16 protein-coding genes and 1 pseudogene are annotated in these 22,178 nt (G+C 67.0%); 6 read left to right on the top strand and 11 right to left on the bottom strand.

What is annotated here, in order from left to right:
• Nucleotides 1-54 precede the first annotated feature (54 nt).
• Entirely contained in the window at nt 55-516 is a 462-nt protein-coding gene (locus AC5RUF_RS14645; protein ID WP_493998801.1) for a pyridoxamine 5'-phosphate oxidase family protein, read from the bottom strand.
• 85 nt (nt 517-601) lie between these two features.
• Here AC5RUF_RS14645 and AC5RUF_RS14640 point away from each other — a divergent pair.
• Nucleotides 602-997, top strand: a pseudogene (locus tag AC5RUF_RS14640) (YccF domain-containing protein); the annotation flags it as partial.
• A gap of 145 nt (nt 998-1,142) precedes the next feature.
• Here the strand turns inward: AC5RUF_RS14640 and AC5RUF_RS14635 are convergent.
• The 4 genes from AC5RUF_RS14635 to betT form a co-directional block, all read right to left on the bottom strand.
• Nucleotides 1,143-3,098, bottom strand: coding sequence for a penicillin-binding transpeptidase domain-containing protein (locus AC5RUF_RS14635; RefSeq protein ID WP_494131066.1), 1,956 nt, complete (start codon nt 3,096-3,098; stop codon nt 1,143-1,145).
• 104 nt (nt 3,099-3,202) lie between these two features.
• Entirely contained in the window at nt 3,203-4,774 is a 1,572-nt protein-coding gene (locus tag AC5RUF_RS14630; protein ID WP_493998138.1) for a GMC family oxidoreductase, read from the bottom strand.
• A gap of 6 nt (nt 4,775-4,780) precedes the next feature.
• Nucleotides 4,781-6,265, bottom strand: a complete 1,485-nt coding sequence (locus AC5RUF_RS14625) for an aldehyde dehydrogenase family protein (protein ID WP_494131065.1) — start codon at nt 6,263-6,265, stop codon at nt 4,781-4,783.
• Complete coding sequence (gene betT / locus AC5RUF_RS14620) at nt 6,262-8,370, bottom strand: choline BCCT transporter BetT (RefSeq protein ID WP_494131064.1); 2,109 nt, start codon at nt 8,368-8,370, stop codon at nt 6,262-6,264. The genes AC5RUF_RS14625 and betT overlap by 4 nt, the downstream gene beginning before the upstream one ends.
• Before the next feature lie 412 nt (nt 8,371-8,782).
• Between betT and AC5RUF_RS14615 the strand changes: the two genes are divergently transcribed.
• Together AC5RUF_RS14615 and clpB are read left to right on the top strand one after the other, a co-directional pair.
• Entirely contained in the window at nt 8,783-9,385 is a 603-nt protein-coding gene (locus AC5RUF_RS14615; protein ID WP_494131063.1) for an SRPBCC domain-containing protein, read from the top strand.
• A 147-nt stretch (nt 9,386-9,532) separates the two neighbouring features.
• Complete coding sequence (clpB, locus tag AC5RUF_RS14610; RefSeq protein ID WP_494131062.1) at nt 9,533-12,157, top strand: ATP-dependent chaperone ClpB; 2,625 nt, start codon at nt 9,533-9,535, stop codon at nt 12,155-12,157.
• A gap of 83 nt (nt 12,158-12,240) precedes the next feature.
• Here clpB and AC5RUF_RS14605 read toward each other — a convergent pair whose 3' ends face one another.
• Complete coding sequence (locus AC5RUF_RS14605) at nt 12,241-14,157, bottom strand: septum formation family protein (RefSeq protein ID WP_494131061.1); 1,917 nt, start codon at nt 14,155-14,157, stop codon at nt 12,241-12,243.
• A 276-nt stretch (nt 14,158-14,433) separates the two neighbouring features.
• On the opposite strand from AC5RUF_RS14605, the gene AC5RUF_RS14600 reads away from it, so the two are divergent.
• A complete protein-coding gene (locus AC5RUF_RS14600; RefSeq protein WP_146361664.1) occupies nt 14,434-14,667 on the top strand; it encodes a DUF3073 domain-containing protein in 234 nt (77 codons plus the stop codon).
• A gap of 224 nt (nt 14,668-14,891) precedes the next feature.
• Here the strand turns inward: AC5RUF_RS14600 and purM are convergent, their stop codons facing one another.
• From purM to AC5RUF_RS14575, 5 genes are all read right to left on the bottom strand, one after another.
• Nucleotides 14,892-16,007 (bottom strand): phosphoribosylformylglycinamidine cyclo-ligase, encoded by a 1,116-nt coding sequence (gene purM, locus AC5RUF_RS14595; RefSeq protein WP_494131060.1) that lies wholly within the window; start codon nt 16,005-16,007, stop codon nt 14,892-14,894.
• Nucleotides 16,004-17,569: an amidophosphoribosyltransferase gene (gene purF, locus AC5RUF_RS14590; RefSeq protein ID WP_494131059.1), complete on the bottom strand. Its 1,566-nt coding sequence runs from the start codon at nt 17,567-17,569 to the stop codon at nt 16,004-16,006. Before purF ends, purM begins: the two co-directional genes overlap by 4 nt.
• Before the next feature lie 50 nt (nt 17,570-17,619).
• Nucleotides 17,620-17,931, bottom strand: a complete 312-nt coding sequence (locus AC5RUF_RS14585; RefSeq protein WP_493998213.1) for a hypothetical protein — start codon at nt 17,929-17,931, stop codon at nt 17,620-17,622.
• A 147-nt stretch (nt 17,932-18,078) separates the two neighbouring features.
• Nucleotides 18,079-18,450 (bottom strand): sterol carrier family protein, encoded by a 372-nt coding sequence (locus AC5RUF_RS14580; RefSeq protein WP_494131067.1) that lies wholly within the window; start codon nt 18,448-18,450, stop codon nt 18,079-18,081.
• Entirely contained in the window at nt 18,447-19,451 is a 1,005-nt protein-coding gene (locus AC5RUF_RS14575; RefSeq protein ID WP_494131058.1) for an asparaginase, read from the bottom strand. Before AC5RUF_RS14575 ends, AC5RUF_RS14580 begins: the two co-directional genes overlap by 4 nt.
• A 351-nt stretch (nt 19,452-19,802) precedes the next feature.
• Between AC5RUF_RS14575 and purD the strand changes: the two genes are divergently transcribed.
• Nucleotides 19,803-21,122, top strand: coding sequence for a phosphoribosylamine--glycine ligase (gene purD / locus AC5RUF_RS14570; protein ID WP_494131057.1), 1,320 nt, complete (start codon nt 19,803-19,805; stop codon nt 21,120-21,122).
• The gene (locus AC5RUF_RS14565) at nt 21,119-22,021 is read left to right on the top strand and encodes a phosphoribosylaminoimidazolesuccinocarboxamide synthase (RefSeq protein ID WP_494131056.1); all 903 of its coding nucleotides are present in this window, start codon (nt 21,119-21,121) and stop codon (nt 22,019-22,021) included. The genes purD and AC5RUF_RS14565 overlap by 4 nt, the downstream gene beginning before the upstream one ends.
• Nucleotides 22,022-22,178: the final 157 nt, after the last annotated feature.

Below are 22,178 nucleotides of genomic sequence, written 5' to 3'. Positions count from 1 at the left end.
CGCCGCATCCACCAGGATGCGGCGCCTCTCTTATATCCGGTTCGGGTGCCGGGCCTACTCGGTGTACAGCCCCATACCGCGCAGCATGTTGCGGCGGGCGGCGTTGGAGATCAGGAACCGGCGGCCGTCGGTCACTTCCGGCTCAATCCGGACAAAGGCGTTCTTGCTCCCCGCCTGCCACGGGAACAGGGGAAGGTCCTCGGAAGCCATGAGCTCTCCGTTGTCCTCCAGCAGTCCCGCGGTCCCCTTCAGCACCACGCTCCAGGCGGAGGAAAGGTTGTGGTCATAGCCGTCAATCTCGAAGGCCACAGGGCTGCCGGAGAGCGCGCCGGACAATTTGGTACCGGCCGCGGTGCGGAACACCACAGTGCCGTGGTCCACGGCGAAGTTCACCGGAAAGATCTCCGGGTGACCGTCCACGACGACGGCCAGCCGGCCGAACCTGGCCTGGCGGATGTAGTCCCAGCACTGGCTGGAGGTGAGGTGGTCTGCGGTGGTTTCCTCGGAAGTCGGCATGGCGCCAGTCTAGGTCAGGAGCAGCAACAGGGCTAAGCGGAAAGCTGCCGTGGCCAATACGGGCTTCGTGGAGAAGAATGGGGGAATGCGGGCAATCCTCAACATCATCTGGCTTCTGTTCGGCGGTATCTGGCTGGCACTGGGCTACGCCCTGGCCGGAGTCATCTGCTGCCTGCTGATAGTGACCATCCCGTTTGGCATCGCGTCCTTCCGCATTGCCAACTATGCGCTCTGGCCCTTCGGCCGGACCGTGGTGGACCGCGGCGGGTTCACCGGCCCGCTGAGCCTGCTCGGCAACATCATCTGGCTGCTGCTGGCCGGCATCTGGATTGCGATCGGGCATGTCATGACGGCCATCCCGATGTTCGTGAGCATCGTCGGTATCCCGCTGGGCATCGCGAACCTGAAGATGCTGCCCATTTCCCTGATGCCGCTGGGCAAGGTCATTGTGCCGACGGATACCTGGCAGATCACCCCGTATGCCGGAAACCCGTACCGGCACCCCGGCTACACGGGCCGGCCGGTGCCCGGCCCGAACCAGCCGCCGGCCCGGTACTGACGGCCCGGTATTAGGGGCGCCTGGTACTTACAACCCGGTACTGACCGTCCGGTTTCAGCGGCCCGGACTAACCCCGGGAGACGCCTTCCAGGAACGCCTTCATCAGCGGTCCGCCCGACGTCGAGCCGCGTTCGCCCTGCTCCACGAATACCGCCACGGCCAGGTCGCCCTGGACCGCCAGTACCCAGGCGTGGGTCTGCGGCGGATCCTCGCTGCCGAACTCCGCGGTTCCCGTTTTCGCCAGCACCGGTTCTCCCGGCACCGATGCCAGCATCTGTATGCCGCCCTCGGTAACGACGGCGCGCATCATGTCCCGCAGCGAGGCGGCCTCCCCGGCGGTCAGGTTGCCGGGCGGCGCCGAATCCGTGCTGCTGTCCGTGCCGGAGGGGGAGGGGGACGCCGTGGCACCCGACGGGGCGGGAGCGGTTTCCCGGATGAGGGCCGGCATGACCCGTTCGCCCTTGCCGATGGACGCTCCGGCCACGGCCATGGCGAGGGGGGAAACCAGCACCTCGCCCTGCCCGATCAGCGAGGCGGCGTGCGCGGTGCCGTCCGCTTCTGCCGGAACGGAGCCGAAGAAGGCGGGCGTGCCGATGGAGGCGTCGATACCGATGCCGAGATCCTCCGCCGCGGCCGCCAGGTTCTGCTGGGAGACGGTGTTGCGGGCGTTCAGGAACGCGGTGTTGCAGGAGTTGGCGAACGCCGTGCGCAGGGGCACGGTGCCGGTGGCGGCCGCCGGATAGCCCGGGACGTTGGCGAAGGTCCGGCCGTCCACGTTCAGTTCGGCCGGGCACTCCACGGTGGAGTCGGGGGTGGTTCCGGCGCGCAGCAGTGCCAGGGCGGTTGCCGTCTTGAAGGTGGAACCGGGCGGGTACTGGCCCAGCAGGGCCGTCTGCCGGCCCTCGCTGCCGGGGCCGTTGGCGACGGTGAGGATGTCACCCGTGGAAGGCTGGATGGCCACCAGGGCGGAGGCGGACGGTTCCTGCTCGAGGACGGTCTCCGCCAGGGCCTGCAGCCGGGGATCGAGGGTGGTCTGCAGGTCGGTGCCGGAGAGGGCGTCCGAGGCGAAAACCGCTTCCTTCGTTCCGCCGTCGTTTTCGACGGTGATGCTCACTCCGTCAATGCCGCGCAACTGTTCGTCATACTGCTGCTGCAGCCCGGAAAGACCGGTCTGGTCGCCGGGTGAGAGGCGGCCTTCGGACGCGTCGATCACCTCGGCCGTTGCCTCGCCCACGGTCCCGAGCAGGGCCCGCGCGAAGTTCCGGGTGGGTGCAAGGACTCGCTGGGCCGGGAGTGCGACGGCGCCGGGGATGGCTTCCACACCGGCGACGGTGGCCGGTCCTTCGGCCTCTGCGCGCTGCACCAGCACCTCAACGAAAGCCTCCGGGCCGGATGCCTGCACCTGCGCGGTGTAGGCCTCGGGGTCCACGCCCACCAGGGCGGCCAGTGCGGCGGCGGAGGAAGCCTGCTGCGCCTCGGGGACATCCGGTTTGTTGATGCCAATCCGCAGCACCGGCCGCGGGGTCATCAACGGTGCGCCGCTGCGGTCCAGGATGTCTCCACGGGCGGGCGGGGCCACGGTAGTGCGGGCCAGCCGGTCGCCGTCGGCCAGGGAGCTGAAAACCACCGAGGGGGCCCACTGGACCAGCCAGTCGTCGTCGTCGCCGCGTTCGAGCCGGACGGTGCTCTCGTAGTTCCAGTCAGGCCGGGAATCCCCGTTCACATCCCAGGCGTAGGCAAGCTTCGCCGACGCGGCGTCCTTGTCCTGGGGATCCTCCTCAACGCCGGCGACGGTGACGGCCGGCTGCAGGGGTCCCATATCGGCGAGCAGGGCGTCCAATTCGCTGTTGACCTGCTCGCCAGTCCCCGCGGTGAAGGCGGACGCGGAGACGTCCGACTTCGCCAGGCCTTCTGCGAGCGTGGCGGCTGCGTCGTCCGGTGAGGGCTTGTCCCCGGAACAGGACACGAGGGTGAGCGCCAGGGCAGCGGCGGCGAATACGGACACGGTACGGTTTTTCCCCATCCGCTCAGGGTACCTTCGCCCCGCCCCGGACACGCGGAAGGGCGGCCCGGATTCCCGGACCGCCCTTAACGCCGTCGCGCGGTTGTGCCGCCGCGTTGACGCAGTTATGCCGTGCGTACCGCCTTGATGAGGTCGGCGCAGCGCTCGCCGATCATCATGGTGGTGATGTTCGGATTCACCGTGGTCAGCTCCGGCATGACCGAGGCGTCGGCCACGCGCAATCCCGAGACGCCCTTGACCCGCAGTTCCGGATCCAGCGGGGACATCGGATCCTCGGCCGCGCCCATCCGGACAGTGCCGGCGGGGTGGTAGACGGTGTTGTGCGTCTTGCGGATGTACTCAACCAGCTGCTCGTCGGTCTGGACGTCCTCGCCCGGGTACAGTTCCTTCCCGGCCCACTCGGCCATGGCCGGCTGGGCCACGATCTCGCGCGCCTTCCGGATGCCGGCCACCATCACCCGCATGTCATGCGGATCGGTGAAGTACCGCGGATCCACCATCGGCTTGTCGCGGTAGTCCCGGCTGCGCAGCCGCACCGTGCCGCGGGAACGGGCATGGGTCACGTTCGGGGTGAGGCAGAAGCCGTTCTCGGTGGTCGGATAGCCGTGCCGCACGGTGTGCAGGTCAAACGGGACGGACCCGTAATGGAACATCAGGTCGGGACGGTCCAGTCCGTCCTCGGTGGGGGTGAAGATGCCGATTTCCCACCACTGGGTGGAGGTTTCGACCATCGGTTTCTTCGCCTCCCACTGGATCACGCCCTCGGGGTGGTCCTGCAGGTTTTCCCCGACGCCGGGGGCATCCACCCGCACCTCGACGCCGCGTTCCTCCAAGTGCTCCTTCGGACCGATGCCGGAGAGCATCAGCAGCTTGGGGGAGTCGATGGCTCCGGCCGAGACAATGACTTCGCGGCGGGCGGCCAGGTGCTTGGTACGGCCGAATTCGCCGTGCACCACGTCCACGCCGGTGCACCGGTTGGACGCATCGAACTTCAGTTCCTTCGCGCGCAGCTCGGTGAGCAGCGTGAAGTTCTTCCTTTCCATGATGGGGTGGATGTAGGAAACGGAGGAGGAGGACCGGGTGCCGTCGGCCCGGCGGTTGAGCTGGAAGAAGTTCGCGCCGTTGATCACGGTTTCACCGGTGTTGAACTTCACCCGCGGAATTCCGGCCTGCTCGCAGGCGTCCAGCAGGGCCACGCCGCAGGGATCCTCGGCGGGGATGTTCATCAGGTGGACCGGGCCCGAGTCGCCGTGGTGCGGGGCGTCCGGGCCGGCATCCTCATTGGTTTCCAGCCGCTTGTACAGGGCGAAGGCCGTCTCGGCGTTCCAGCCTTCGGCACCGAATTTGGCTTCCCACTCATCGAGGTCCTCGCGCGGTGCCCAGAAAGCGATGCAGGAGTTGTGGCTGGAGCAGCCGCCCATCACCTTGGCGCGGGCCTGGCGCATAAACGAGTTGCCGTTCTCCTGCGGTTCAATCTGGTAGTCCCAGTCGAAGCCGGATTCGAGCAGTTCCATCCAGCGGTTCAGCTGCAGGATGGCGTCCTCGCCGCGGTCGTCGGGGCCGGCCTCCACCAGCGCCACCTCGACGTCGGGGTCCTCGCTCAGGCGCGCAGCGACGGCGGCACCTGCGGATCCGCCGCCCACCACGATGTAGTCGAATTCGGTCTTATCAGCCATGTAGCCCTAGGCCTTTCCGTGGTCGGTGAACCAGCCGGTCACCTGCGGGTTGATGTTCTGGTAGATGTGCTTCGCCTCCTGGTACTCGCCCAGACCGGTGGGGCCCAGTTCACGTCCGACGCCGGACTGCCCGTAGCCGCCCCATTCGGCCTGCGGAAGGTACGGGTGGAAGTCGTTGATCCATACCGTGCCGGCCCGCATGCGCCGGGCCACGCGCTGGCTCTTGCCGGCGTCGGAGGTCCAGACGGCGCCGGCCAGCCCGTAGTCCGTGTCGTTGGCGAGCTCGACGGCCTCGTCCTCGCCGTTAAACGTTTCCACCGTGACCACGGGACCGAACGCCTCGTCCATCAGGGAGGATCCGCCGCGCTTCACGTTGTCCAGCACGGTCGGGGCGTAGAAGAAGCCCTTCTCGAGTTCGCCGGTGCCCCAGGTGCCGCCGCAGCGGATCCGGGCGCCTTCCTCCACGGCCTTGTTCACGTAGGCGGTGACCTTGTCCCGGTGCGCGGCGGAGATCAGCGGCCCGGTCTCGGCCTTCTCGTCGAACGGGCCGCCCATGCGGATCATTTTGGCGCGGCGGACCAGCTCGTCCACGAAGCGTTCGGCAATCGGTTCTTCCACGATCAGCCGCGCACCGGCGGAGCAGACCTGGCCGGAGTGCACAAAGGCGGCGTTCAGCGCGTTGTCCAGCGCGGCGTCGAAATCCGCGTCCGCAAAGATGACGTTCGGGTTCTTGCCGCCCAGTTCGAGGGCGATCTTCTTGACCGTCTTGGCCGCGGCGGCGGCGATCACCTTGCCGGTGGCCACGCCGCCGGTGAAGGAGACCAGGTCCACATCGGGGGACTCGGCGAGCGGGGCGCCGGCCACCGCGCCGGCGCCGAGCACCAGGTTGGCGACGCCGCGGGGCAGGCCGAGCTCTTCCAGCACCTGCATCATCAGGATCGAGGTGTGCGGGGTCAGCTCGGAGGGCTTGAGGATGAACGTGCAGCCTGCGGCCAGCGCGGGGGCGATCTTCCAGGCCGCCTGCAGCAGCGGGTAGTTCCACGGGGCGATCAGCCCGCACACACCCACCGGTTCGTACTCGATGCGGCTGACGACGTCGTTGTTCCCGGCGTCGACCATCCGGCCTGCGTTGGTGGCGGCGATCTTGCCGAAGTAGGCGAAGGACGCGGCGATGTCGTCCATGTCGATTTCGCTTTCCACCAGCCGCTTGCCGGTGTCCAGCGTCTCCGCGCGGGCGAACTCGTCCTTCCGCTCCCGGATCCGGTCGGCGACCTTCAGCAGGAAGTCCCCGCGCTCGGGAGCGGGCACTGCTGCCCATTCCCCGCGTTCCCAGGCAGCCTTGGCGGCCGCAATGGCCTTTTCAGTGTCTTCGCGGGTTGCCTCGGAAACCGTGGCAACGAATTCCCCGTCCGCAGGGTTGTGGATGTCGCGGGTCCCGCCGTCGGATGCGGGCACCCACGCCCCGTCAATGAACAAAGTGGCCGTTGTCATGCTCGTCCCTCCTCGCTGACAAAGTCAGCTTCCCAGTTGTCTTTCGGAACCTGGTCCTCCGCAATGGAGGTATTGCCCGGCACTTCACGGTTGAGGTGCAGGAACTCCAGGTGGGTCTCGTAGTGGTCCAGGACATCGGTGATGACCTGTTCCTTCGTGTAGCCCATGAGGTCGTAGCCGTGGCTGCCCTCAAGGGAGAACACCTCCATGCGGAAGTACTTGGTCTCCGCCGACGCGTTGTGCGCATAGGACGGGGTGTCGTACTGCACGGGGTAGATCTGGTATTTGAAGCCGCGCTCCTCGGCCATGCCCACCTGCAGATCCAGGTGGTGGATGCCGTGGGGTGCGACCTCGCCTTCGCAGAGCACGACGTCGGCGCCCCGCTCCTTCAGCTCGTCATGGACTTCCTGCAGGGCCGGCCGGGCCACGGTCTGGACAAAGCGTTCAGCCTGCCGCGGGCCGGGGTAGGTCATGACCCGGGAGAGGCGCTGGCGCCAGCTGCGTCCGCTGCGGGCGTCCAGGCTGCGGCCGGCGATGATGCTGGGAAGCGACGCACGGTAGCTGTCCGTCAGCGAGTTTTCCACCCGCAGGGCCTTGTAGACCCCGAGCATGATGAACAACAGCAGGATGGACAGCGGCAGGCCCATGATGATGGTGGCGTTCTGCAGCGTGGTTACTCCGCCCACCATCAGCATGGCCAGGGTAAGCAGGCCGGTCACCACGGACCAGAACACGCGCAGCCACTTGGGGCCGTCCGAATCGGCGTCCTTGAGGTGGGAGGTGAAGTTCGCCATCACCAAGGCGCCGGAGTCCGCCGAGGTCACGTAGAACAGCAGGCCGGTGAAGGTGGCGATGGCCGCCGTCGCCGGTGCCCACGGATACTGCTCCAGCAGGCCGTAGAAGGCACGTTCGGGCTGGTTCATGGCCACTTCGCCGAAGGCCGCGTTGCCGCCCATCACCAGGTCCAGGGCGGAATTGCCGAAGATGGAGATCCACAGCAGGATGAAGGCGAAGGGCACAATCATGGTGCCGAGGACGAACTCCCGGATAGTGCGGCCGCGCGAGATGCGGGCCAGGAACAGGCCCACGAACGGTGCCCAGGCAATCCACCAGGCCCAGAAAAACAGGGTCCAGGAGCTGAGCCATTCGTCCGGCCGGTCATAGGCCATGGTGTCCATGGTCATGGCCGGGAAGCGGCTGAGGACGTCGCCGACGTTCTGCACAATGCCGTCCAGCAGGAAGTTGGTCTTGCCCGCGATCAGCACAAACAACATCAGTCCGACGGCGAGGATCACGTTCAGTTCCGAGAGCCGGCGGATGCCCTTCTCCACGCCCGAAACCGTGGAGATAGTAGCCATGATGACCGAGAGGGCAATCAGGGAAATCTGCACGGTCAGGTTCTCGGGCAGGCCGAACATAAAGCTCAGCCCGTAGTTCAGCTGCACCACGCCGATGCCCAGCGAGGTGGCGATGCCGAAGATGGTTCCGAGCAGGGCCGCGATGTCCACGCCGTGGCCGAGCCGGCCCTCGATGCGCTTGCCGAAGATCGGGTACAGGGCGGAGCGGATGCTCAGCGGCAGGTTGTGCCGATAGGCGAAGTAGCCCAGGGCCAGTCCCATCAGCGCGTAGAGTGCCCAGCCGGTGATGCCGTAGTGGAACAGTGTCAGGACCAGGGCGTGCCGGGCCGCTTCGGCCGTGGCACCGTCGCCGGTGGGCGGGGCAAGGAACTGGGTGACCGGTTCGGAGACGGAGAAGAACATCAGGTCAATGCCGATGCCGGCGGCGAACAGCATGGCCGCCCAGGTGAACATGCTGAACTGCGGCTTGGAATGGTCGGGGCCGAGCTTCGTTTTGCCCACCCGCGTCAGTGCGGTGACCAGGACGAACACCACCACCAGGCTGACTACCAGGAAGTAGTACCAGCCCATGTTGACCGATACCCAGCCCACCATGGAACCGATGACCGACTCGGCGTTGTCGGTGGCGAGCATGGCCCACAGTGCGATGGCCAGGATTCCGGCGGCTGAACCGATAAAGACCGTCTTGTTGACTCGGGTCCGCGGAGCAGCGGTCTCGGCTGTCTCCGGTTCCGCAAGTTTGCTCATGGGTCAATCCTTCAGGTTGCTTTGGAGTTGTATGCCCCCGGCAGCCTGGGACGTTGGAAATGCCCGCGGCAACGCACCGGACCGCCGCGTCATCGCGGCTGGATTCACGGGCAATCGCGGCAAAAAGCGGGTCCCGGAGGCATTGTCGAATCTATCAAAGGGGCTGCCGGCCCCTCGATTTCTTTGATTCCGGTCACATTTTCGGTTCGCCGGTCGGCCGGGTAGGGGTGTCCGGCCGCCCGGTCAAGCCTGTGCAGGGCATGTTTTCCCTGCTACCGTTTTGGACAAATGGCCCGCTTGTGGCCTAAGACACAACTTCGCTTCCACTGGAAACCTTCCGACGGCCGTTGCGGCGTCGATGGCCGCTGGAGGACCCGGATCGGGCGCCGGTTGTTCTACAGAGGAGTGGCGGATGTCCGATTTGGACACGATTCTCAGGAAGACGGAGCGGTCCCTGGGGCGCCGGCAGATCCAGGCCGGCCACGCGTTGATGGTGGTTATGGGGCGCACTATCGGCCAGCCGGTCGGGGAGGTCTGGTCAGCGCTTGCAGAACCCGCGCGGCTGGGGGAGTGGATGGCCGAGCCGTCGGGGGACCTGCGCCGCGGCGGAACCTACAGCCTTCCGGACGGATCGCACGGTGACATCCTCCGGTGCGACCCTCCCCGGCTGTTGACCGTGTCCTGGATACGGGAAGGATCGCAACCGGCCGAACTGGAACTGCACCTCGCGGCGGAGGACAGCCAGACCCGCATTGAACTCCTGTACGCCTCCGTGCGTAAGGGGTTTGCGGTGACCGCGGCGCCCGGAGCGGGCATCTGGACCGGCGGGGCGGGCTGGGAGTTCTTCCTGGACATGCTGGAGGAATACCTTGACGGCAGCATCCCGGAGAAGCCGCCGGGAATGATGCCGGACCTGCAGATCGAGGGGGAACTGCAGGAACTGTTTGACGCCCGCAATGACAGATGGCGGGCCGCGGCGGACGAGTTTGAACGGGAGCATGCCCTGAAGCCGTGAACCAGTGAACGGGCCTGCGTTGTGCTGTGGATAACTTTACTTTCAAAGTTGAGCTGATTAGACTCAACTTTGTTATCAGAGCATTGCTGAAGATGACATCCAAGCTGATGTTTGAAGCTGAATTGCTGAGGTTTTGAGGAGCCACCCGTGGACACCAAATTCACGAATAAAAGCCAGGAAGCGCTCTCGGCTGCGGCCATGAACGCGAACACCGCAGGCAACCCGCAGATTGAACCGTCGCACCTGTTGAAGGCGCTGATGGACCAGCGGCAGGGGGTGGCGGTGGCACTGCTCAAAGCCGCCGGCGTGAACGTGGATTCGGTCAGCGCCGCGGCCAGCACCGCCATTCATCAGCTGCCCTCGTCTTCCGGCTCGTCGGTGGCCCAGCCGCAGTTTTCACGGCCCCTGCTCCAGGTCATCAGCGCCGCACAGCAGGAGGCTGAACAGCTGGGGGACGCCTTTGTATCCACCGAACACCTTTTGCTGGGCCTGTCACTGGACAGCGGCCCGGCGGGCAAGGTGCTGCGGGACAGCAACGCCGGGCATGACGCCCTCATTGCCGTGCTTCCATCTGTACGAGGAGACCGTAAAGTGACCAACGCCGATCCGGAGAACACGTTCCAGGCACTGGAGAAGTTCAGCACCGACCTGACGGAGATGGCCCGTTCCGGAAAGCTGGACCCGGTGATCGGCCGTGACTCGGAAATCCGCCGCGTCATCCAGGTGCTCAGCCGCCGGACCAAGAACAACCCGGTGCTGATCGGCGAGCCCGGTGTCGGCAAAACCGCCGTCGTCGAAGGGCTGGCCCAGCGGATCGTGGCCGGTGACGTCCCGGAAAGCCTGAACGGGAAAACCCTGCTCTCCCTGGACCTGGGGTCCATGGTGGCGGGCGCGAAGTACCGCGGTGAATTCGAGGAACGCTTCAAGGCCGTGCTGGAGGAAATCTCCAACGCCGAGGGGCAGATAGTCACCTTCATCGACGAGCTGCACACCGTGGTGGGCGCCGGCGCGGCCGAAGGGTCCATGGACGCGGGCAACATGCTCAAGCCCATGCTGGCGCGCGGCGAGCTGCGGCTGATCGGTGCCACCACCTTGGACGAGTACCGCGAGAACATTGAAAAGGATGCCGCGCTGGAACGGCGCTTCCAGCAGGTCTACGTGGGGGAGCCCAGCGTCCCCGACACCATCGGCATCCTCCGCGGGCTGAAGGAACGGTACGAGGCGCACCACAAGGTGGCCATCGCGGACTCGGCGCTGGTGGCTGCGGCAACCCTTTCCAACCGGTACATCACCGGCCGCCAGCTGCCGGACAAGGCCATCGACCTGGTGGACGAAGCCGCCTCGCGCCTGCGCATGGAGATCGACTCCGCTCCGGAGGAAATCGACGAGCTGCGCCGTGCCGTCGACCGGCTGACCATGGAGGAACTGGCGCTGGCCAATGAGACCGACCAGGCATCCATTGAACGGCTGGCGGTGCTGCGCGAGGACATGGCCAATAAAAAGGAACAGCTGGCCGCGTTGAATGCCCGGTGGGAAGCCGAGAAGGCCGGCCTGAACCGGGTCGGCGATCTGAAGGCCCGGGTGGATGAACTGCGCAGCACGGCGGAAAAGGCCCAGCGCGACGGCGACCTGACCGAGGCGTCCCGCATCCTTTACGGCGAGATTCCCGCGCTGCAAAAGGAACTCGAGGCGGCCCAGCAGGCCGAAGCGGACAAATACGGCGAACAGGCCCAGGAGCTGATGGTCTCGGAGGAGGTGACCGCGGACGATATTGCCGAAGTGGTCTCCGCCTGGACCGGTATCCCCGCAGGACGCATGCTGCAGGGCGAGTCGCAGAAGCTGCTGGACATGGAGGAAGCGCTCGGATCCCGCCTGATCGGCCAGACCAAGGCAGTGGCCGCGGTATCGGACGCCGTCCGGCGCTCGCGGGCCGGGGTCAGCGACCCGGACCGTCCCACCGGTTCCTTCCTGTTCCTCGGACCGACGGGTGTGGGCAAGACCGAGCTGGCCAAGGCGCTGGCGGACTTCCTCTTCGACGACGAACGTGCCATGGTCCGCATCGACATGAGTGAGTACTCAGAAAAGCATGCGGTCTCCCGGTTGGTCGGTGCCCCTCCCGGATACGTGGGGTACGAGGAAGGCGGGCAGCTCACGGAAGCGGTCCGGCGGCGGCCCTATTCGGTGATTCTTCTGGATGAGGTGGAGAAGGCACATCCCGATGTTTTCGACATCCTGCTGCAGGTGCTCGACGACGGCCGGCTGACCGACGGGCAGGGCCGCACAGTGGATTTCCGCAACGTCATCCTGATCCTCACCTCGAACCTGGGCTCCCAGTTCCTGGTGGATCCCGGCCTGAACGATGAGCAGAAGCGCGAATCGGTCATGTCCATGGTCAACGCCAACTTCAAACCGGAATTCCTCAACCGGCTGGACGACGTCATCCTGTTTGATCCGTTGAGCCTCGAGGACCTGACCCGGATCGTCGACATCCAGGTGCAGGCCCTGGCCGCCCGGCTGCACGAGCGCCGGCTGGTGCTGGACGTGACCGATGCGGCCCGGGAATGGCTGGGCCTGACGGGCTACGACCCCGCCTACGGTGCACGGCCGCTTCGCCGCCTGGTGCAGCGCGAGATCGGTGACAAGCTGGCCCGGGGCATCCTCGCAGGGAAGATCAGCGACGGCGACACTGTGCTGGTGGACCGCGCCCCGGACGGGCTGGAGGGGGACGGGCTGATTGCCGAGACCGGGCTGACGGTGGCCGCGGTCAGCTAGGCGGGGCACGCAAAGGGCGCGCGGCGGGTACTGCCGGCGGCGCGCCCTTTGCGCTGTTTCGTGTCTCTGCTCCCGGGCCGGTTCTACTCCCGGATGAGGGACTCCGTGATTTCCTGGCCTTCGGGGCTGAAGACAAAGCAATCCAGGCGGCGGTCGCCATCGGACCAGGTCTGCTCAGTTGGGATGGACTTGGCCACCTTCAAGCCGGGGTAGGAAGATGCGTTGTCCGCGTAGTCCACGGCGTCGCACACCTCGTTGACGCGGTCTTCCAAAGCGGCGGTTCCGGGGAAGGTGTCGGAGCCGGTGAACCTCTCGGAGGCCACCAGCTGTGCGTCGTGCGGGGTGTCGCAGGTGACCACGTCGGCGGCGGAATTCACGTCCTCCCAGCCCTGCAGGCAGGCACCGGTTTCGAGCTCGACCGGGCTGACATCCTCGGAGATGACGCCTTCGTCCTTGCCGTTGAAGACGAACACCACCAGGAGGATGGCTGCGACGGCGGCCAGCACCACGCCACCGATCACCAGCAGCAGCCGGGTATTGCGGCCGCCGGCGGGCTTTGCCGGCGCGGATCCGCTCCCGGGCATCGCCGCCCCGTCCGCGGGGTCGGTCCCTTCGACGGGACCGGCCGGGGCTGCTGCGTCCTTGCCCGAGGGCCTCCGCGCGGCCGTTGCGCCGGCAGCGGCCTGGCTTTCGGCCAGCCGGCGGGAACGCCGGGTTTCGCCGGTGGGAACTGATGCAGTTGTTGGTTCCGGCTCCGCCGGGGCGTCGGGTGTCCGCTCCTGCCCGGGCAGGGCCCCCGTAACGGGTGCGGCGGCGTCGATACCGGCCAGGGGATGGGACGAGGGCGACGGCGTAGCGTCAGGCTCGTCCTCCGCCTTGGCAGCCGTGTCAGCGGCGTCGTCAGCGGCAGCATCACCATCAGCGTCGATAGCGTCGGCATCGTCTCCGGCGGCAGGGGCGGCCGGAGCATCGTTGGTTTCCCCGCCCGGATCCTCTGTGGTCTCAGGGGCCTGATCGGTTTCGGCCGTATCGGCAGACTCCTGCTCCTGGGGCGCTTCTGCAGCCGGCCCGGCTGCCTCGTCCCCGGGAGTGCCACCATCCGTATCGGGCTGCGCTGCCGCGTCAGCATCGGAGTCTGCGGGTTCGGCGGCGGCGGGTTCGGCTTCCCCGGCAGCTGCGTCGTCGGTTGCTGCGGCGGAGCCCGCTTCGTCGACGATACCGGCAGCCTTGGCATCCACCGTGATTTCGGCCCCTGCCGGTGCCGGTTCCAGGCCGGACAGCCTCCCGGCTTCGGCGGCGTTGGCCTCCACGGCAGCAGCCTCGGTCGTCACTTCGTCCAGCTCGGCGGCGTCCACGGCGTCGCTGCCCAACGTGGGTTCGGCCAGCGCCGGTTCCTCCAGTTCCAATTCCTCCGGTGCCACCACCACCGGCTCGGGCGGCAGCTGGATGTCCCCTTCCGCGCCGGCAGCTTCCGGATCGGCAGCGGAGGCGGCTGCCTCCGGATCGGCAGCGGACGCAGTGCCCTCGCTCTCGACGTCGGGTTCGGCGAGGGAGGGTTCCTCAAGTTTCACGTCTTCCGGCGCCACCACTGCCGGCTCGGCCGGCAACTGGACGTCGTTATCGGAGCCGGCAGCTGCGGCAGCCTGCGGCTCCTCGGCGGCAGAGCCCTCTTCATCAATGCCGGTGCCGGCATCGGCGGCTTCATCTGCAGGGGGATCGATGTGTGCAACGCCGGCTCCGGCAGCAGCGGTTGCAGCGGCAGCTTCGGCAGTACCGGACACCGCCGAAGCTCCAGCGGTGTCCGTGGTCCCGGCGTCCGCGCCTGCGGCGTCCGGGCCGCCGTCGAAACTGCGTTCCCACACGGCGGTGTCGTGGCTTCCGTCAGTGGAAAGCCAGGCAGGGGCGTCCGAATGCGCGGTCAGATCAGGGAAGGCACCTGTGTTCTCTGCCTTCTCCGGTAGCGGCGAATCCGCCCCCGGTGTATTTTTCTGATCGCTCATGGTGAACGTTGGTCCTCCCTGTAGGTGGCGCCGCGGGGCGCCCCAAAACTGTCTCTACCCCTGACTTTAGCCAATATCCGGGGAACGGCGCAGGGCAGGGTGCCAGCCGGGGTGCACCAATGTGCCGGGCGAACAGGCCCTGAGCAGGCGCCGGGGGCACAAGGCGGCGGGAAAACATGTAACCTGTACTTACGACAAATTGACCAAATATTCCGGGGCCTCGTTCATCTGCCCGAACGACCCACCTCCGGATCGACGCAAAAAGGGGGTCACGCCATGGGGCGCGGCCGTCAAAAGGCAAAAGCAACCAAGCAGGCACGGGAGATGAAGTACTTCACCCCTGCCACGGACTACTCGGCGCTCCAGCGTGAGCTTTCTGGGCCGACGAGCCGTCCATCCAGTCGATATCCCGAGGAGCCGGCTGAGCCGGACTACTCGGCGTACGAGGATAAGTACGCGGATCAATTTGGCGACGATGACGATGACGAAGGCAACCGCCGCGTAGGCTAGCGGCCGCCTCAACCACGTTGGCCAATTGCCATCCATTCAGCGGATCACCATCAGGTGGATCCGCTGAATGGCGTTAAGGCACGGTAGCGCCGCGGCCGGCCCGGAGTGAGTGCTCCGCGATGATCCGGCACCCTGAGGATGCAATGCCGTGGACGGCCTCATTCCGGTGCCGCGACAGACAGCAAAAAGCCCCGGACCGCGAGGTCCGGGGCTTTTTCACGTCGTCAGGCGTAGCTTCCGACCAGCCGGACCGCGCCGCCGTCCACACCCTTGGCGCCCTGGACAAAGTCCGCGTCGGGGCCGGCGGGCGTCTCGGCGTCGTCCACCGAACCCATGACCCAGGCCGGCACACCCCGCGCCGCCAGCCGTTCGAGTGCGGCGTCGGCTCCGCCGGCATCGACAATGGCAACCATGCCGACGCCCAGGTTCAGCGTGCGTTCCAAGTCGGGCTGCGGCACGTTACCCAGCTCGGCGATGAGCTTGAAGACCGGCGGCAGTTCCCACGTGGAACGGTCCACGGTGGCCTGCAGCCCCTTGGGCAGCACGCGGGCCAGGTTGGCAGCCAGGCCGCCGCCGGTGACGTGGCTGAAGCCGTGGACTCCGGCCGGCTCGTGCCGGGCCAGGTCCAGGCAGTCGGCGGCGTAGACGCGGGTGGGTTCAAGCAGCTCTTCGCCCAAGGTACGGCCCAGCTCGGACACCTGGCGTTCCAGCTGCCAGCCCGCATGGTTGATCACGCGGCGCACCAGCGAGTAACCGTTGGAATGGAGGCCCGAGGAAGCCATGCCGATGACGACGTCACCGCGGCGCACCCGGTCGGGGCCGAGCAGGTTTCCGGCTTCCACCACTCCCGTTGCCGCACCGGCAACGTCGTACTCATGTTCGCCCAGCAGGCCCGGGTGCTCGGCCGTTTCCCCGCCCACCAAGGCGGTGCCGGCTACCTCGCAGGCCGCGGCTATGCCCCGGACAATACCCGCGATCCGTTCCGGGACCACCTTGCCGCAGGCAATGTAGTCGGTCATGAACAGCGGCTCGGCGCCCACCACCACGATGTCGTCCACCACCATGCCCACCAGGTCGAACCCGATGGTGTCGTGGATGTCCATCGCCTGTGCAATGGCGACCTTGGTGCCCACGCCGTCGGTGGAGGTGGCCAGCAGGGGCTTCCGGTAGGACAACAGCCGCGAGGCATCGTAGAGGCCGGCGAAACCGCCCACCCCGCCGAGGACGGAGGAATTGTGCGTGGCCTTCACCGCGGCCTTCATCAATTCAACGGCTTTGTCTCCGGCTTCGACATCCACCCCTGCGGAGGCGTAGGTGATGGAGGTGTCGGACGCGTTCATACGGCCTCTTTCTTGTCGGAATCATTCAGCAGGTTCTCGTATTCGCTGTCCGGACCCGGGTCACACCCGGTGGCTCCGCCGCTCTCGGCGGGGTTGCCGGTGCCCTGTTCCAGCAGGTTCTTGCCCAGCCGGTCCGCGGACGGCAGCTCAATGGGGTAGACGCCGGTGAAGCAGGCCGTGCACAGCCGTTCACGCGGCTGCCTGGTGGCGTCAATCATGCCGTCTTCGGAAATGTAGGCCAGGCTGTCCGCGCCGATGGACGCGCAGATTTCCTCTATCGCCGCACCGTTGGCAATGAGTTCGGCGCGCGAGGCGAAGTCGATGCCGTAGAAGCACGGCCACTTGACCGGGGGAGAGGAGATCTTGACGTGGACCTCCACGGCTCCTGCCTCATGCAGCATCCGCACAATGGCCCGCTGGGTGTTGCCGCGCACGATCGAATCGTCCACCACCACAATCCGCTTGCCGCGGATCACCGATTCAAGTGCGTTGAGTTTGAGCTTGATACCAAGCTGCCTCAGGGTCTGGCTGGGCTGGATGAAGGTGCGCCCCACATAGGAGTTCTTCACGAAACCGTGCGCAAACGGAATGCCCGACTCTTCGGCGTAGCCTACGGCTGCCGGCGTACCCGATTCGGGCACGGGGATCACAAGGTCGGCTTCCACGGAGTTTTCCCGCGCCAGCTGCCGTCCCATTTCCACCCGGGATTCGTAGACGGAGCGGCCGGCGATGTTCGCGTCCGGCCGGGCCAGATATACGTACTCGAAGACGCAGCCAGCCGGCGTCGGGTCGCCGAAGGTCCGGCTGCGGACGCCGGATTCGTCAATGGCGATGAACTCACCGGGCTTGATCTCGCGAATGAAGCTGGCGCCGACGGTGGCCAGGGCAGAGCCTTCGGAGGCCACCACCCAGCCGCGTTCCAACCGGCCAAGAACCAGCGGCCGGACGCCGTAAGTGTCCCGTGCGGCGTAAAGGGTGCCCTCGTCCATAAACACGAAGGAGAACGCTCCACGCAGTTTGGGCAGGAGCTCCATGGCCGTGTCTTCCAGCGACCGTCCGTCGCTGCCGTTGAGCAGGGCGGTCACCAGGGCGGTGTCCGAGGTGTTGCCCTGGGCGATTTCACCTGCCCGGGGGCGGCCCTCGCGTTCGAGGATCATCTCGTACAGTTCGGCGGAGTTGGTCAGGTTTCCGTTGTGTGCCAGCGCCACCGTGCCGCTGGCGGTGGCACCCAGGGTGGGCTGGGCATTGGCCCAGTGCGAGGCGCCGGTAGTGGAATACCGGCAATGCCCGACGGCGATGTGCCCCCGGAGGGTGTTGAGGGTGGTTTCGTCAAAAACCTGGGAGACCAGCCCCATGTCCTTGTAAACGCTGATCCGGTTGCCGTCGCTGGTGGCGATGCCTGCCGATTCCTGGCCCCGGTGCTGCAGGGCGTACAACCCGTAGTAGGTAAGCTTCGCTACCTCTTCGCCGGGAGCCCAGACTCCAAAGACTCCACAGGCGTCCTGTGGGCCTTTTTCGCCGGGCAGTAGATCATGGGAAAGCTGTCCGTCTCCGCGTGCCATGAGAGCATTCTCTCACGCGCAAACAGCGCCGAAGACCCCTGCGCCGAAGGTTACGCGGGCGGCTGCTCCCGGCCCTCGGAATCACCGGAATCAAGCCCCTCGACGGTGGCCCGGCGGGTCTTGCGGACGCTGATCCAGTCCAGCACCAAGGCCAGGAGGGCACCCAGGGCCAGGCCGGGCAGGGCAAACACCATGGTGAAGAAGCCCAGAGTGGCGGAGCGGGTGAATTCGGGATCCTCCGGTCCGCCGTAGGCAACAACAATGGCGGCAATGAAACCGGCGATCACTCCCAGTGCCATAAAAGGGACGAAGCGGGGGGCGCGGCGGACAGTGATCTCGCGGCGCTCGGGGGTGTGCTGCATGCTTCGATTCTACCGGCCGCGGCTGTGCCGGCCGTCCGCTCACGGTGCCGGCCGGCGTGGACCGTCAACGGACCCGGCGGCCGACCCGGTAACAGGCCCTGCGATGACGGGAGCGGTGATGACGGGGAGCGGACGGGGCAGGGCCGGCTAGGAGATGCCCCGGAACAGCGGGAGCACCTCGGCCAGGTCGGCGCGCAGTCCCGACGCCGCCACCTTTCCGGCTGCCACGGCCTCCGCCCAGGACTGGCGGCCCGTCACCAGCGCGAGCCAGGTGGCGCCGTCGGTCTCGATGACGTTGGGTGGGGTACCGCGGGTGTGCCGGGGTCCGGCCACGCACTGGGTGACACCGAACGGCGGAACCCGCACTTCCACGCTGTTGCCCGGAGCGCGTTCTGCCAGTTCCTCCAGGGCATAGCGCACTGCCGTGGCGGTGGTGTTGCGGTCCGCACCGCCGGCGGCCGCGGCCTGCAGGGCCGCCCGGCCGTCCTCGGCGGTGATCCGTCGCCGTGCCACGGTCAGCCCAGCAGTGCCGTGACGGGGCCGCCGAGGCGCAGGCTGCCTACCGGCCGGCCGCCGCCGAGCACCGGCTGCATCACCTTGTCCAGGACCTTCTCCACGGCCAGCGGATCCACCGCGCCGCTGGCGGCCAGCAGGGTCAGGCCCACCAGGGTGGCGGCACGGGCGTTGCCGTCCAGCATCTTCAGGGCCATCGAGACGCCGGTGTCGGTGCCCAGGACGAGGACGCCCTCGGCGCCGCTCTTGGCGATGATGCCCAGGTCCTCCATCACCACCGAGTTTTCCCGGCCGTGGCCGTGCACGGCCCAGGGGTAATCGAGCATGGCCGTGGCCACGGTGGCGGCCCGGGCGTTGCCATGCTTGCCGGAGGGAGCCTTGGCCAGCCGGCCGATTCCGCGGGCCAGGCCTGTCAGGGACACCGCTGCCAGCGGAGCGCCGCATCCGTCCACGGCCCAATGCTCAATTTTTTCGCCGGTGAATTCCTCGATCACTTCAGCAATATGCTGCTGCAGCGGGTGCCGGGGATCCAAGTAGGTGGCGTGGTCCCAGTTGTTCTCGGTGCACGCCCAGAGGAACGCGGCGTGCTTGCCGGAGCAGTTGAAGGCCACCCGCTGCGGGCCCTTGCCCTCGCGGATCCATTCGTTGCGTGCCTCGGTGTCCTGCGGCCAGTCCTCCGGGCACTGCAGGTGTCCTTCGGTGACGCCGGCGGCGGCCAGCATCCCGCGCACCACATCCATGTGTTCGCGGGAGCCCACGTGGCTGGCGGCTGCGAGGGCCGCCTGTGCGCCGCGGAGCGGTACGCCGGCCTGCATCGATGCCACCGCTTGGAAGGGTTTAAGCGTCGAGCGCGGGAAGATCGGGCTGGTGATGTCGCCGAGCCGGGTCACCACCGTGCCGTCGGCCGCCATCACGACGGCGGAGCCGATGTGGCGGGATTCGATGAAACCGTTGCGCTCAAGTACGGCCAGTTCAACGGCGTCGGACGCGGTAAAAGTTGCAGGCATGCCATTCAGTCTAAAGGGGTGCGGAGGCCGCGGGGGGCAAGCCGGCGACGGCGGCCCCGGCACCGCCGTCGATCTCGCTGCCCCCCGCTGGTCCGCGGGGCGCCAGCCTGCGGCACCTGCCGCAATCCCACTATCGACCGACCGCGGGCTACCTGCAACGGTGCAGGCTTGTGCAGGTACCGCGGGAACTGAAATAGGTAGCGGGCGGAGTGTCTGCGGACGGCTCCGAAACGGCCGGGCCCATGTTCCTGATCCGGTACGCCGGGGACCTCGGACGCGGTGCGGGCACGCACCTGTCATGTTGGGGTGTTGCTTTCGGGCCGCGGATGCCAGCAAGTACTCTGAACTACTGTGAAGGTACTCGTTGTTGGCCCAGGCGGCCGCGAACATGCCCTTGTCCGATCCCTTTTGGCTGATCCCTATGTTCGCGAGGTCCACGCGGCCCCGGGAAACGCGGGTATCGCCCGGATGGTCCCCGTGCACGCCGTTGACGCCACAGATCCGCAGGCCGTCACGGATTTGGCGGCATCGCTTGGCTCCGATCTGGTGGTGATCGGCCCCGAGGCCCCGCTGGCCGCCGGAGTGGCCGATGCCCTGCGTGAGGCAGGATTTGCAGTTTTCGGGCCGTCACGCGCTGCCGCCCAGCTGGAAGCCTCCAAGGCCTTCGCCAAGCAGGTGATGGCCGCGGCGAACGTCCCCACCGCCATGGCCCGGGTCGCCAGGACCGAGGCTGAAGCCGCCGATGCCCTGGACACCTTCGGTGCCCCCTACGTGGTGAAGGACGACGGGCTGGCAGCAGGCAAGGGCGTGGTGGTCACCTCCGAGCGTGACGAAGCCCTGGAACATGCCCGGGTGTGCTTTGAAGCAGGCGGCACAGTGGTGATCGAGGAATACCTGGACGGGCCCGAGGTGTCACTTTTCGTGATCTCGGACGGCAGGCATGTGGTGCCCCTGGCGCCGGCGCAGGACTTCAAACGCATCTTCGACGGCGACGCCGGCCCCAACACCGGCGGAATGGGCGCCTATTCGCCGCTGGACTGGGCACCCGCCGGGCTGGTGGAAGATGTGGTCCGCCGGGTTGCGCAGCCCACCATCGACGAGATGGCTTCCCGTGGGACGCCCTTTGTGGGAGTGCTGTACTGCGGCCTGGCCCTGACTACCCGCGGGATGCGGGTGATCGAGTTCAACGCCCGCTTCGGGGATCCGGAAACGCAGGCCGTGCTGGCCCGGTTGAAGACGCCCCTCGGCGGACTGCTGATGGCTGCGGCCAAGGGGGAGCTGGACGCCATGGAGCAGCTCAAGTGGGATCCGCGTCCAGCCGTCGCCGTGGTGGTGGCCGCGGAAAACTATCCCGGCACGCCCCGCACCGGTGACCGGGTGCGCGGGCTGAAGAAGGCGGCCCGGCTGGAAGGTGTCCACGTGCTGCACGCCGGGACCGCGTTGAAAAAGGACAAGGTGCGCAGCGCCGGCGGCCGGGTGCTCGCCGTCGTCGGACTGGGGGAGGACCTGGACCAGGCCCGGGAACGGGCCTACGCCGGAGTGGACCTGATCCGGCTTGAGGGTTCCCAGCACCGGAGCGATATTGCGTTGAAGGCCGCGCGTGGCGACGTTCAGGTGCCCGCCGGCAGCGCCGGCGTCCGCCTGGCAACCGGCGAGGGGGAGCAGGCATGAGCGGCATCGGGAACGCGCCGGAGCTCCCGGGCTGGCGGCACGTCTACTCGGGCAAGGTCCGGGACCTGTACGTGCCGGACACCGGCGAGGACGACGCCGGGCGGGTCCTGGTGGTCGCCAGCGACCGCATCAGCGCCTACGACCACGTGCTCTCCAGCATCATTCCGGACAAGGGCCGTATCCTCACCCAGCTGAGCCTGTGGTGGTTCGAGCAGCTGGGGGAAATCCCCAACCACGTCATATCCGCGCAGGAGGGCATCCCGGATGCAGTGGCCGGGCGGGCCATGATCTGCAAAAAGCTGGAGATGTACCCGGTGGAATGCATTGCCCGCGGCTACCTGACCGGCTCCGGGCTGGCCGAATACCGGGAGTCCCGGACCGTCTGCGGGCTGCCGCTGCCTGCCGGACTCGTGGACGGCTCCCGGCTCAGCCCGGCAGTCTTCACCCCTTCGGCCAAGGCCGAACAGGGGGAGCACGACGAAAACATCACCTATGAGGCGATGGTGCGGACAGTGGGGGAGGAAACGGCCCAGCAGCTGCGTGCGCTGACCCTGGACATCTACACCCGGGCCGAAGCCGTCGCCAGGGAACGCGGGATCATCCTGGCGGACACCAAGGTGGAGTTCGGACTGGATCCGGCCACCGGCGTGATCACCCTGGGCGATGAAGTGCTGACTCCGGATTCCTCCCGGTTCTGGGACGCGGCCCTCTATTCCCCCGGGCAGGCCCAGCCGTCCTTCGACAAGCAGTATGTGCGGGACTGGCTTACCTCCCCCGCGTCGGGCTGGGACAGGAACTCCGACGCCCCGCCGCCGGCGCTTCCCTCCGACGTCGTGGAGCGCACCCGCGCCCGCTACGTTGAAGCCTACGAACGGCTGACCGGGCGCACCTTCGTCTAGTCGCCGGGGTGGGGGGGGGGGGGGGGGGCCCCCCCCCCCCCCCCAAAAAAAAAAAAAAAAAAAAAAAAAACAAAAAAAAAAACAAAAAAAGTCTAGCACCGACACACAAGGGGAGCAGAAAGGAAGCAACATCGAAGAAACACCAAAAAAAAAAAAA

Source organism: Arthrobacter sp. Y3224198 (assembly GCF_059090025.1).
This window is presented reverse-complemented; position numbering and strand designations above follow the sequence as displayed.

What these genes read in the sequence shown, in the direction of transcription:
- AC5RUF_RS14645 (WP_493998801.1), bottom strand. Translation starts at nt 516, where the DNA reads ATGCCGACTTCCGAGGAAACCACCGCAGACCACCTCACCTCCAGCCAG.
- AC5RUF_RS14635 (WP_494131066.1), bottom strand. Translation starts at nt 3,098, where the DNA reads ATGGGGAAAAACCGTACCGTGTCCGTATTCGCCGCCGCTGCCCTGGCG.
- AC5RUF_RS14630 (WP_493998138.1), bottom strand. Translation starts at nt 4,774, where the DNA reads ATGGCTGATAAGACCGAATTCGACTACATCGTGGTGGGCGGCGGATCC.
- AC5RUF_RS14625 (WP_494131065.1), bottom strand. Translation starts at nt 6,265, where the DNA reads ATGACAACGGCCACTTTGTTCATTGACGGGGCGTGGGTGCCCGCATCC.
- betT (WP_494131064.1), bottom strand. Translation starts at nt 8,370, where the DNA reads ATGAGCAAACTTGCGGAACCGGAGACAGCCGAGACCGCTGCTCCGCGG.
- AC5RUF_RS14615 (WP_494131063.1), top strand. Translation starts at nt 8,783, where the DNA reads ATGTCCGATTTGGACACGATTCTCAGGAAGACGGAGCGGTCCCTGGGG.
- AC5RUF_RS14605 (WP_494131061.1), bottom strand. Translation starts at nt 14,157, where the DNA reads ATGAGCGATCAGAAAAATACACCGGGGGCGGATTCGCCGCTACCGGAG.
- AC5RUF_RS14600 (WP_146361664.1), top strand. Translation starts at nt 14,434, where the DNA reads ATGGGGCGCGGCCGTCAAAAGGCAAAAGCAACCAAGCAGGCACGGGAG.
- purM (WP_494131060.1), bottom strand. Translation starts at nt 16,007, where the DNA reads ATGAACGCGTCCGACACCTCCATCACCTACGCCTCCGCAGGGGTGGAT.
- purF (WP_494131059.1), bottom strand. Translation starts at nt 17,569, where the DNA reads ATGGCACGCGGAGACGGACAGCTTTCCCATGATCTACTGCCCGGCGAA.
- AC5RUF_RS14585 (WP_493998213.1), bottom strand. Translation starts at nt 17,931, where the DNA reads ATGCAGCACACCCCCGAGCGCCGCGAGATCACTGTCCGCCGCGCCCCC.
- AC5RUF_RS14575 (WP_494131058.1), bottom strand. Translation starts at nt 19,451, where the DNA reads ATGCCTGCAACTTTTACCGCGTCCGACGCCGTTGAACTGGCCGTACTT.
- AC5RUF_RS14565 (WP_494131056.1), top strand. Translation starts at nt 21,119, where the DNA reads ATGAGCGGCATCGGGAACGCGCCGGAGCTCCCGGGCTGGCGGCACGTC.